Raw genomic sequence first — 12,348 nt, 5'->3', positions numbered from 1 at the left:
ATAGGAGATGGGGAACATTCACGAAAAAAAACGAAAAATTCATAAGACTGTGAGGAACCGAAAATGATTGCAGTGATGTTAGTCATCATGTTTGTTTTACTTGCGCTTGGTTTCCCGATGATGATTCCTATGCTGGCAGCTTCGGCGATCGTGCTCTTTCTCTTTTTTTCTCACGTGGATCCGATGATCTTGATCCAGCAAATGATGGAAGGGATCTCATCGTTTGTGCTATTAGCGGTTCCGCTGTTTATCTTTGCAGCTGACATTATGTCAAAAGGAAAAACATCGAAACGGCTATTAGACTTTGTTGGAGCTTTCGTCGGTCATATCCGCGGGGGCTATGCGGTGACGACCGCGATTACTTGCGCCCTGTTCGGCTCCATTTCTGGTTCGACGCAGGCGACGGTTGTTGCCATCGGGAAACCGATGCGGGAGCGGCTCTTATCATTAGGTTATAAAGACTCAAAAGCGATTGCGCTAATCATAAATGCTAGTGACGTTGCCTTACTCATTCCACCGAGCATCGGCATGATTATCTATGGACTTGCAGCACCTAACGTATCGGTTGGTGACTTGTTTATTGCCGGCATTGGTCCAGGGCTTCTCGTCATGTTCATGTTTGCTGCGTATAGTTACTACCATGCGAAAAAGAATAACATTCCCCTTGCCGAACGGTTTTCGTGGGCAGCACGAGGACGGGCAACGGCAAAAGCGCTGTTACCCCTCGGATTTCCGATCATTATTATCGGAGGTATTTATGCGGGGATCTTTAGCCCAACTGAAGCGGCTGGGATATCCGTGCTCTATGCACTAATTCTTGAGGTTATCATTTATCGCTCGATTAAACTAAAAGAAATCCCGAGCATCGCTCTATCGACAGGACTTGTGACGGCGGCTGTTTTTATTCTTGTCGCCGCAGGTCAAGCGTTCTCTTGGCTCATTTCCTTTGCTGACATTCCGCGCACGTTCACGGACGTTGTCTTCAGCAATGACCCATCAGCCTTGTATGTTCTGTTGATTGTTGCCCTGTTTTTCTTTATCGGTTGTATGTTTGTCGATCCCATCGTCGTCATCTTAATATTGACACCGATTTTTTATCCGGTGGCTATGCAAGCAGGGGTCGATCCAATTCACTTAGGGGTCGTCATCGTTTTCCAAGCGGCGCTCGGCTCTGCGACACCACCATTTGGAGTTGATATTTTTACTGCAAGCGCGGTGTTTAATAAATCGTACTTAGACGTTATTCGGGGAACACCACCGTATATTGTGATGCTGATTATTGCTTCAATATTAATTATCGTGTTTGAGGAGATTTCCTTATTTTTGTTGTAAGGAATCCTTAAAACAATAGATGTTTCAAAAAAGTATAGGGGGTATTAGATGTTTTTTAAAACAAAACCGTGGAAGGCTCTTGCAGTAACGGGAGCACTAGCCATGGCACTTACGGCTTGTGGAAGTGAAGAGACAGGATCTGCCAATGGGGAAGAGGAGTACAGTTGGCAGTTTGTCACGGAGGAAACACCAGGCCAAGTACAGTATGAGTACGCCGTCGAGTTCGCAGAGCTTTTGGAAGAAAAGACGGATGGACGTGTATCGATGAACGTTCGTGACTTCGGATCTCTCGGAAGTGAAGTTGATCAGGTCGAACAGCTTCAACAAGGCATCCTTGAGTTCGGCATTATTTCTCCAGGGTTTACAGGAGGACTTGTACCTGAAGGACAAGTGTTTTCTTTGCAATTTTTCTTCCCAGATGATCAAGAGGTCACCCAGCAAATTTTGAATGAAAGTGTAGCACTAAATGAAAAATTAGCGGCCTTCTATGAAGCGCAAAACATTAAACCGTTAGCCTTTATGTCGGAAGGGGCAATGCAGTGGACAGGAAATTCACCGCTCCGCTCACCAGATGATTTCAATGGATTTAAGATGCGCACCCAAGAGTCACCGCTCATGCTACAAACGTACGGTGCTTATGGCGCAGATCCACAGGCGCTTAGCTGGAGTGAGCTGTATACATCTCTGGACCGGAGCGTGGTTGACGGACAGGAAAATCCAATTTTCTTTATTCAAGACGCTTCATTCCATGAAGTGCAAGATCATATGACGATCTCCAATCACAATACGTATGTGGCGATGGTGACGGTAAATAACGACTTATATGAAAGCTTACCGGAAGATATTCAAGCAGCAATTCACGAAACCATTGATGAAATGCGTCCGCGCGGCTTTGAAATCCAACAACAGTTGAATGCCGATTTACTAGATGAGATCAAAAATGATGAGGCGAACCCGACCGAGGTTTACGAATTAACGGAAGAAGAGCGAGCAGCTTTCCGTGAAATTCAAGAGCCGATCCATCAATTTTTCCGTGATGAAATTGTTGGGGACGAAGGTCGAGAAATGTTTGATCTTCTCGTAGAGGAAATTGCTGAATATCAAGAATAAAAAGGCGAGGACAGAACTAGCCAAACAAATTATAAAGGTTCCGATCATCTGTTTTTGATGATTGGAACCTTTTTTTGGAGATTGTTTTCCATGCTTTCTAGCCTGAGAGTGCGAATCCCGCACTCTTTTTTAGTCTTCAAAAACCGAACGCACTTTAGGAACAACATATTTACTGCCCCCGCGATCTTCAACGTCTTCTATCATCATAAGAACGAGCATGTCTTCATCCATCGCCACAAACCATCCATCTTCTTTGCCTTCCTCTTCTTGACTTTCTTTATATTCTGTCGTTCCTGTTTTCCCGGCTAACGGGCGATCGTCCATATAGGCTCCATGCCCAGTTCCACTTGAATCTCGAACGACTTCCTTTAAGTCATCTAAAAGAAGCTTGGCATGTTCTTCACTTATGAGGTTCTCTTTCCACATGTCAGGTTCATCGCCTGCAAGTAACAATGGGGTAGGTATAGTACCGTTGTTCATAATACTTGCATACATAAGGGAAAGATGGAGGGGGGTGACGAGCATTTCCCCTTGTCCGTAGGCCGTGTTCGCGAGCAGAACACTAGAGTCCAATCCGTCATTGGCAAGGGAAGAGGCAGGCATGCCATAAGCGAAAGGAATGTCCTCCCCGAACCCGAATGCTTCAAAGCCTTCTGTCAGTACATCAGCTCCGATCTCTAATGCGATTTGGGCAAAATAAATATTATCTGAATAAATAAGGGCATCCCGCAAATCAACTGGGCCATCGGTGACGTTTACACGTTTGACGGTATAATTGCCCCAAGAATCATCATCTGGCTGCCAGCGGTCTCCCGTGATCGTTCGGCCCTCAGTGGGATCAAGACCGTGTTCAAGGGCAACCGCTGCCGTAATCGGCTTTATGGAAGACCCTGGTGCAAATCGCTTCGTAAAGCGATTCAGTAGTGGATTTCGTTCATCCTCTTGCAGCTCTTCGTAACGGGTCGACGTAATCCCGACGACAAATTCGTTTGGATCATAAGAGGGTGAGCTCACAAGGGCAAGAACTTCACCAGACGTTGGATGCAAGCTAACACCTAAGCCCCCTTCGTCCGCCAGCGAATCATAGATCGAGCGCTGGACGTCGGCATCGATCGTCAGCTGAACCGTCTCCCCATCAACTGCTTCTTTTTCTAAAAGGGTCTCTTTCAGCTCCCCATCGGCTGTACGGATAAAAATGCGTCCGCCCGTTTCTCCTCGCAACCGTGGTTCGAGAATGCTTTCGAGCCCTGTTTTCCCGATGGTGGATTGTGCATGATAGCCTTCCTCTTTCCGTTCTTCTAATTCTTCTGCTGTGATCGCCCCGACGTATCCAATTAAATGGGCAAAGCTTTCAGCAAATGGATATTCCCTCGCTCCAATTTCCCGATAGGTTACACCTGGGATGTCCATCAGGGCATCGCGAAAGGAAGTATCACTACTTGAAATGGTGCGCACTGGAACAAATGTGTCATCCTGTACCCAAGATTGATTTAACAATTCGTCAAGTCGCTCTTCACTTACACCAAGATCCTCACTCACGCGTGCAAACGTATCGTCGTGATCTTCAATACGCTCTGGGACAAGACCGATTTCATAGGCAACACCGTTGATCGCCAGTTCGACACCGTTACGGTCGACGATTTCTCCCCGTGCCGGTGCCAACGTTTCATAGTGAACCGTGTCTCCTTCTTCAAGCGAAGGAAGAATCATCGAAGGTTCCCATTCGATCGACCAAAACGGCTCTTCCTCGTCCTCCACATATGTAAGCGATGCTGTCATTCGCTCTTCCGTTATCGTTCCGGCAAAGGTGTCTAGCGAAAAACGGTAGTCGATCTCCGCCGTCAGCTCATCACTCGATTCATCGGTAGCAGCTTCTTCCTCATTTTCATCAATGATCATTTCAATCACAAGGTTGTTGGCTGAAATTCCGCCATAGATCGTTTCATAGCGCTCAACGAATGTCTCTTCTGATAACTCCTCTTTCACTTGTTCACTAAGCATATGATACATTTGCCCGTAGTCTTCATTTTTCCAATGGTCAGCAAATGTAGTAAATGCTTCTTCAGGACTTGGCTCATTTTGAGCACATCCGGAAAGGTAAAGTAATGTTAGTAAGATCGTTGCAAAAAACCAATTTGCTTGTTTCATTGTCATCCCCTTTCGCATGTGTTACGTTATCAAGCTAAAAGCTAGGCTTTATTTCCCATTATACTAGAATTGAGAGGACGGAGCCAAAAATGTTAAACGATAGAAAAGGGATTTTTGATTTTTTAAGAAACCGTGCAGCATTAAAGTTTTTGTGTGTGAGATTTAATTGTTTTAGTACCCCCAACTTCTAGGGATAGGATTCGCTTCAAGGCTGATAGATAATGGAGAAAGGAAAAGTGTAAGGAGGAAAATCAATGAGAGAGGACATCGTAGTCATTGGGGGATATGGTCAAGTGGGTCGCGCAATTTGTCGCCTACTTGCAAGGCGGTATGCAGGCCGGGTGTATGCTGCGGGGAGAAATTTTGAAAAGGCGAATCGTTTTTCACTAGAGACAGATGGGGAGGTACAGCCGCTCCAAGTGGACATCCATCAGCCGAAGAAAGCATTTGAAGCGCTGAACCAACCAAAATTAGTGATCGTTTGCATCGATCAAGACCATACAGAGTTTGCTAGATTGTGTGCCAAAAACGGAATTGATTATTTGGACATTACGGCTAATGGAAAGTTCTTGAAAGAGCTAGGAGGGTTAAATCGAGGCGCTGTGAAGCATACAGGTGTTATTAGTGTCGGGCTCGCACCTGGGATAACTAACTTATTGGTGGAGCAAGCGGTTCGTATGTTTGAACAGGTGCATCAAGTGGACATCTCCATATTACTCGGTCTTGGTGATGAGCATGGAGAGGGTGCGATGGAATGGACGTTTCAACAGATTAATCAATCATTTGACGTGATGGTCCAAAACGACTGGCGTCAAGTTAAAAGCTTTACAGACCGTAAACAGGTTTCGTTCGGTAAGGCGATCGGCAATCATTCGGTCTATCGATTCCCATTCTCCGATCAGCAAACTCTTGCAAGAACATTACACCTGCCGACCGTTTCAACACGGTTATGTTTTGATTCGCGGCTGGTGACAGCTGTCGTGGCAACGATGCGACGACTACACATTACGAAGCTATTATCGTTGCCAGCCGTTCGGAAGGTATTAACCACCTTGCTTAACGTCTTTCCCTATGGCTCTGAACAGTATGGAGTAAGGGTCGAGGTAAAAGGTGTACGAAAGGATGAGAAGGAGGAAGTTTACTCGCTGTTCACAGGGGAAAATGAAGCGTTAATGACAGCGCATGTAGCATCAGCCGTAGCTTTTGCTCTTTACGAACACCCTTGTCCGAAAGGGGTGTTTCATATTGAGGAACTTTTTGAGCTAGTATTTATCGATCAGCATATCTCATTAACGTTAAAAGGAACGGAATTTTCCTATCCACTACCTACTCCTAAGCAATTTGTGCAAAATGAGACTAGCATCTGTTCGCAGAATCATTCATAATAGGAATGTATGTTCCACATTAAGAAATGATAACGTTTTTGCAGTAGACAAAATGTTTAGAAGTTATATAAATGAACTAAGACTCGGCTGACACTTAAAGCCTTGGCTATTGCCGAGTTTCTTTCCACTATAGAGTGCTTAACTTCGATTTCAGGAATAAAAGATAAGCAAAACAATGATTTTCGCTATAGGACTTGGCGGTATGCCAAGTTTTTCTAATGATTTGGAAAAGGAGATTGGTTATGGGAGCGGTTGTTGTCATTGCAGAAAAGCCAGATCAAGGAATGAAGCTAGCGGCTCCATTTCCTCATCGTAATAAGCGTGGCTATGTAGAGGTCGCCCCATGTGATCAGTTTCCAGCAGGCGCTTTTTTTACGTGGGCGGTGGGTCATTTGTGTGAGCTTTGTCCCCCAGAACAGTACGATCCGTCTTGGAAAAAGTGGACGCTTGAGGCGCTGCCATTGATTCCGCAATCATTTGTCCACAGGGTCTCTAGAGGGAAAAAAGATCAATTTCAGGTGATTCGCTCCCTCGTCCATCGCAAGGAGGTAACAGAAATTGTTATGGCTGGTGATGCGGGGCGTGAAGGGGAACTGATCGTTCGTCTCATCTTAAAACAATGCAGGGTAAAGAAGAAGACGAGCCGTTTGTGGCTGTCATCGTTAACGAAGCAGGCTGTGGTTAGTGGATTTCACCAATTAAAATCAGCTGAATCAACAGAACCACTTTATCATGAAGCCCTTAGTCGTTCGTGCGCAGATTGGTTAATTGGGATGAATGTGACGCGTGCTTATACCCTTTTATTAAAGAAAAAAGGCGTCGATAGTCTTTTTTCAACAGGGCGTGTACAGACACCGACCCTTGCGCTGATTGTTAAACGGGAGAAAGAAATTGAAGCGTTCGAGTCAAAGCCGTTTTGGGAAGTGAAAGCGACGTTTCGCGTCCAAGGACATGAGTATGAAGGCATTTGGCATAAAGACAGGGAGACGCGTTTATTTGATCAGCCAATGGCTGAGGCAATTGCCGCCTTCTGTCGTGGAAAACAGGGAAAGGTAACAAAGGTTAAAAAGGAAACGAAAACGCTCAAACCACCTTACTTGTTCAATCTTTCAAGTTTGCAAGCAACAGCAAATAAACGATTTACCTTTTCTCCGAAAAAAACCCTCGATGTGGCGCAAAAATTATATGTTAAAGGTCATATTTCCTATCCCCGGACCGACTCTAGCTTTTTAACAGCCGAAGAAGGGAAGGCAGCTAAGCGAATTGTGCAGCTACTCAAACAGGAGGACGCATACGCCTCCCTATTCCCACTCGATCGGGATAACTTGCTTCAAGATCGGCGGTACGTGAACCAGAGTAAAGTGACGGATCACTATGCGATCATACCGACAGATGATGTCCCAAAAGTTCAAACGTTAGCCAAGGATGAACAACTCCTCTATGATTTGATCGTTCGCCAATTTCTTGCAGCCCACATGCGAGAAGCGAAGATCGCATACACGGAAGTGGAAACCCTCGTTGACGAGAGAGCGACCTTTTTAACGAAAGGAAAGCAACTCCTCGACCAAGGATGGAAACAAATCATCGGTTTATCAAAGCATGACAAGGATGAGGATATTCCCCCATTAGAGGAAGGGTGGACGGGTGATGTGAAGCACGCTGACGTACGTGAGGGCAAAACGAAGCCACCGAGCCGGTATACGGAAGGTCAGCTGATCACATTAATGAAGACGGTCGGAAAGCATGTGGAAGATGATGAACTTGAGAAAGTGTTGATGCGAACAGAAGGACTCGGGACAGAGGCGACAAGGGCAGGGATTATTACATTGCTCAAAGACCGGCAGTACATTGAAATCAAAAAAAATGTCGTCTATGCAACAGAGAAAGGGAAGCTACTCATCGAAGCTTTGGGCCCTAGCCTGCTTGCGTCACCAGAAATGACAGCAAAATGGGAACAGCGCCTTTTTGAGATCGGCCGTGGTCAAGCAGATGCTCACGCCTTTATGGAGCAAGTAAAAAAGCTTTCCGATCATTTGGTTAAAGAGGCGCATCAGCGCGCGAATACGTGGGATTTTTCATCCTTTGATCAAGAAGCGCTCGCGGAGAAAACGAAAAAGAGGAAAAAAAGGGGACCGACATATGTAGGATCATGCCTTGCCTGCGATGGAAAACTTCTAGATCGGGGAGAGTTTTATGGCTGTACGAATTATGAGGCAAAGAGCTGCCGGTTCACGATTAGTAAAACAATCCTAGGCAAACGTCTATCACAAGCCAATGTCAAAAAGCTGCTCCAAGGTGAAACGACGAACGTGATCAAAGGACTGAAAAAGGGGAGTGATACCTTTGATGCGAAGCTGTATTGGGATAAAGAAAAGAAGAAACTAGGGTTTCAGCCTGTGGAGTCATAAAAAGCATCCCCCTTGGAGGAGGATGCTTTTACGTGTTCCTTAATCCTTTCATTAATACGTCAATGACCTCAGGGCGACTAAATTCCGGTGGTGGCTTTACTCCGGATCTCAGCATTTCACGAACCTTTGTCCCTGATAAATGGAGGTGATGTTCTTTTTTGTGCGGACACGTTTTCGCGCTCGCCATGCTTCCACACTTTTTACAGTAGAAGCTATGCTCGAACGGAAGAATGTGAATCCCAAGTTCAGCTTGAGGAAATTGAGTGAAAACTTGTTGAGCATCATAGGTGCCATAATAATCACCAACCCCGGCGTGATCGCGTCCAACAATAAAGTGGGTGCAGCCGTAATTTTTTCGGACAATGGCATGAAAAACAGCTTCTCTCGGCCCCGCATATCGCATGGCTGCCGGGAACACCGATAAATAAACGCGATCTTTCGCATAATAATGTTTCAACAACACGTCATAGCTTTCCATCCGAATGGCAGCAGGGATGTCATCCTTTTTCGTATCACCGACAAGTGGATGCAACAAGAGACCATCGACGCTTTCAAGGGCACATTTTTGAATATATTCATGGGCTCTATGGACCGGATTTCGCGTTTGAAAGCCAACGACGGTGTTCCATTGACGTCTTGAAAACTCAGCTCGTGTCTCTTTTGGGGAACGATAATAATGTGCCCATTGATCGTTTCGCGCTGGATGTTGGATAAGGTGAATCGGTCCAGCAGCGTAAACATCTCCGCGTTTAAACAACCGTTGAACACCAGGATGGTCGTGATCGGTCGTTTGAAATACGTGCATGGCTTCCGATGTTTTATCTGGAACATAAAGCTCCTTTAGGTATAAGACTCCGTAGTCAGCCTGATTGTAGGTAAGCTTTACCTGATCGCCGATACGTAAGGACTCAGCCGTTTCTTCCGTTATTGGTAATGTGATCGGTAGGCTCCAAACAGTTCCATCGGCTAAGCGCATAGTCTTCACCACAGACTCGTAATCTTTTTTATTCATAAACCCTGTTAGCGGGCTATAGGCTCCGTTTGCGAGGAGCTCTAAATCGGAGAAAGCGATCGAATCTAATTCAATCTCTGCTGAAAGTGAAGACAAATCAAGGGACGTTACCGTGCGATCAATTAATGATCCACCGTGGGGAATGCTCAGTGTCACTGCTTTCCCTCCTTCCACGCGATTTTTTCTAATATAATCGGCAGAATGATTTGCATTGATTGTTCCACCGTACGATCTGTCGTATCGATACAAATGTCAGGGTTTTTCGGTTCTTCATATGGCTGATGAATCCCTGTAAATTGAGGGATTTCCCCTTTACGCGCCTTTTTGTAAAGTCCTTTAGGATCACGCTTTTCACACTCTTGCAATGTACAGCTGACATACACTTCAAGGAATTCGTCCTCTGCAAAACGTGATCGTGCCCGTTGCCGCTCCTCTTCTACTGGTGAAATGAGCGCGGCCAGAACGACCAGACCCGCATCAACGAAAAGTTTGCCTACTTCTGCTGTTCGGCGAATATTTTCTTTTCGATCTTCCATAGAGAAGGAAAGGTTGGCATTTATTCCGTGACGGAGATTGTCTCCGTCCAACACATACACTTGAATGCCTCGTTTAAATAGCTCAGATTGTAGGGCATTGGCAATTGTTGATTTACCTGATCCGGATAATCCGGTAAACCAAATCATCATACTTTTATGACCATTTGATTGGTTTCGAGCTTTTTTCGTCACGAGCTGTGGATGCCAAACGATATTGGCAGCATCTTGGCTGTTTGATTTCATGTAAGTCACTCCTTTTGATCATGTTACATCAGCCATTTATACATACTTAATCCGATCGTCACGATCATACATAAAATGGTGAGGGGCAAGCCGACCTTTACATAGTCTGTAAATTTATACCCTCCAGGACCATAGACGAGAAGGTTAGTTTGATAGCCGATCGGAGAAAGAAAGCTGCATGAAGCAGCAATCGCGGTCACCATGGCAAGCATGCTCGGATCAAGCTGTAGCTGTAAGGAAATAGAGTAGCCAATTGGAAACATAAACGCTGCTGTGGCTAAGTTACTAATGATTTCTGTCAAAATGAGCGTAACAATAAAGAACATGACAAGGATTCCTGCTAAACCTACCGCTGTTTGCACGAAAGAAATACCCCCGGCAAGGAGCGTTGCCAAGCCTGTTTTTTCGACGGCGGTTCCGATACCGATGGAGCTGCCCATAAGAATGATAACGTTCCAATTGATCGCTTTTTTAACATCAGCCATTGTTAAAACGTTAGAGAAGATTAAGATCGCGACACCGATGAGACATAGTTTGAAAATGGACAGCAATTGAAAGGCAGAGCCAAGGACGATCATTAGCAACACTCCGATCACGATCCTGCGCTCATAAACGGGACGAACGGCTATTTTTTTTATTGGCGATAAGACATAAAAATCATCTGAATCGGACCACCTGGATAAGAAGTGTTTGCCTGTCAGAAGTAAAAGAGTATCTCCAGGTTTGATGACAACATCACCGATTCTTGAGCGGATTTTTTTATGTTTTCGTTGTACGGCCACAATGGCTGCCTCATATTTTTCACGGAAATTCGTCTCATTGATTTTTTTCGAGACAAGGGATGATGTGCTGGAGACCACAACCTCCACTAGGGCATGGTTTTCCGGTAACGACGGGTATTTCCCATCGGATAATAACGATAAGCCAGGAATCATTTTTAATTGGATTAACCCGTCGGCACTTCCTGAAAAAATTAGAATATCTTCGGGATGGATCGGTTCGTCATTAGGGGCAGGAACGATCCGTTTTCCTTCGCGAATAACCTGAATAAGAAAGAGCTGATCGAGGTTTCGTAACATGCCTTCTTTGATTGTTTTCCCGATTAATGGTGACGACGTTTCAACGATGAATTGGAACATGTAGCTTCGTTCCGTATCCTGAAGTTCGGCGACATGGTGCTCTCGATCTGGTAAAAAGCGATGCCCCAGTAGCACCATGTAAAGAATGCCTACGATCGTTAAAGGAATGCCGAAATAAGCAAAATCAAACATGGAAAAGCCGTCAATCCCTTTATCGAGCATGAGTCCGTGGATTACTAGGTTACCTGAGGTCCCAATTAATGTGATTGTTCCCCCTAAGATGGCGGCATAGGACAAGGGGATAAGAAGCTTTGATGGCTGAATCTTATTGGAAATCGCCCACTGTTGTACGGTCGGAATAAGCATGGTCACGATCGGTGTGTTGTTCATAAACGCTGATAGACTACTGACGGGAATCATCAATCGGCACAGAATCGTTGAAAGGTTCGTTGTTTGATGCAACACACACTTCATTAACTGATGAAGTACATCACTTTTGGAAACAGCGGCAGCAATGACGAACAGCAACGCCACCGTATGAACCCCGGTATTCGCAAATCCATTCAGCGCTTCTCCAGGAGTTAAAACATTGAACAACACTAAAGAGGATAAAGCAAAAAAAACCGTTAATTCCGGTACGAACCACTCTTTAATTAACGCAACAAACATCGTGATAATGACACAACAGAGCAAAAGAATGTCAACATTTAGCACGGGCCTCTCTCCTGGTTAGCATTCACCTAATAAAAGTCATACTAGTCTATGAAAAACATGGTGGTTTGTACATAATAGTCGCCTTGTTTTCACCCTTTTGGGCGTCAGTAGAAGATACCGAAGAGAAAGGAGAGGTACATAAAAAAAGAAAGAGGGGATGTGATGTTTCCCCTCTTAAGAAAATGATTACACATTGATATTAAAAATCGTTGCAACATTATACGGCTCGCGGCACTCTCTTAAGTTCTCACGACACTCTGCTCTTGCCGCACGCGCGTCCGCAAGCCCTTGACGACACTGACGTAATTGGTTTCTTCGTTGTCTCAACTGTTCACGGCATTCACGTAATTCTGGATTCATGAAGTTCCTCCTTTCCTGAAA

General features: G+C 45.1%; 9 protein-coding genes. 4 read left to right on the top strand and 5 right to left on the bottom strand.

The features are described from left to right. Positions 1-63 precede the first annotated feature (63 nt). On the top strand, positions 64-1,332 hold the full coding sequence (locus FED51_RS17305; protein WP_010899532.1) for a TRAP transporter large permease: 1,269 nt from the start codon (positions 64-66) through the stop codon (positions 1,330-1,332). Between the two features lie 48 nt (positions 1,333-1,380). Further along, entirely contained in the window at positions 1,381-2,442 is a 1,062-nt protein-coding gene (locus tag FED51_RS17300) for a TRAP transporter substrate-binding protein (RefSeq protein ID WP_010899531.1), read from the top strand. Between the two features lie 129 nt (positions 2,443-2,571). Here FED51_RS17300 and FED51_RS17295 read toward each other — a convergent pair whose 3' ends face one another. Continuing rightward, on the bottom strand, positions 2,572-4,590 hold the full coding sequence (locus FED51_RS17295; protein ID WP_053430379.1) for a penicillin-binding transpeptidase domain-containing protein: 2,019 nt from the start codon (positions 4,588-4,590) through the stop codon (positions 2,572-2,574). 254 nt (positions 4,591-4,844) lie between these two features. Here FED51_RS17295 and FED51_RS17290 point away from each other — a divergent pair, with 254 nt between their 5' ends. Together FED51_RS17290 and FED51_RS17285 are read left to right on the top strand one after the other, a co-directional pair. Then, a complete protein-coding gene (locus FED51_RS17290) occupies positions 4,845-5,975 on the top strand; it encodes a saccharopine dehydrogenase family protein (protein ID WP_053430380.1) in 1,131 nt (376 codons plus the stop codon). A gap of 242 nt (positions 5,976-6,217) precedes the next feature. Beyond that, complete coding sequence (locus FED51_RS17285) at positions 6,218-8,383, top strand: DNA topoisomerase III (protein ID WP_053430381.1); 2,166 nt, start codon at positions 6,218-6,220, stop codon at positions 8,381-8,383. Positions 8,384-8,411: 28 nt separating this feature from the next. On the opposite strand, the gene sat is transcribed toward FED51_RS17285, so the two are convergent. From sat to FED51_RS21215, 4 genes are all read right to left on the bottom strand, one after another. Then, complete coding sequence (sat, locus tag FED51_RS17280) at positions 8,412-9,551, bottom strand: sulfate adenylyltransferase (RefSeq protein WP_053430382.1); 1,140 nt, start codon at positions 9,549-9,551, stop codon at positions 8,412-8,414. Then, positions 9,548-10,174: an adenylyl-sulfate kinase gene (cysC, locus tag FED51_RS17275; RefSeq protein WP_053430383.1), complete on the bottom strand. Its 627-nt coding sequence runs from the start codon at positions 10,172-10,174 to the stop codon at positions 9,548-9,550. The genes sat and cysC overlap by 4 nt, the downstream gene beginning before the upstream one ends. A gap of 23 nt (positions 10,175-10,197) precedes the next feature. Next, a complete protein-coding gene (locus FED51_RS17270; RefSeq protein WP_138090767.1) occupies positions 10,198-11,967 on the bottom strand; it encodes an SLC13 family permease in 1,770 nt (589 codons plus the stop codon). Between the two features lie 186 nt (positions 11,968-12,153). Beyond that, entirely contained in the window at positions 12,154-12,327 is a 174-nt protein-coding gene (locus FED51_RS21215; protein WP_166740094.1) for a hypothetical protein, read from the bottom strand. Positions 12,328-12,348 lie beyond the last annotated feature (21 nt).

The organism is Halalkalibacterium halodurans, from assembly GCF_005671335.1.
Lineage (GTDB): Bacteria > Bacillota > Bacilli > Bacillales > Bacillaceae_D > Halalkalibacterium > Halalkalibacterium halodurans.
The sequence above is the reverse complement of the archived record's forward strand: the minus strand, read 5'-3'. Positions and strand labels throughout refer to the sequence as shown.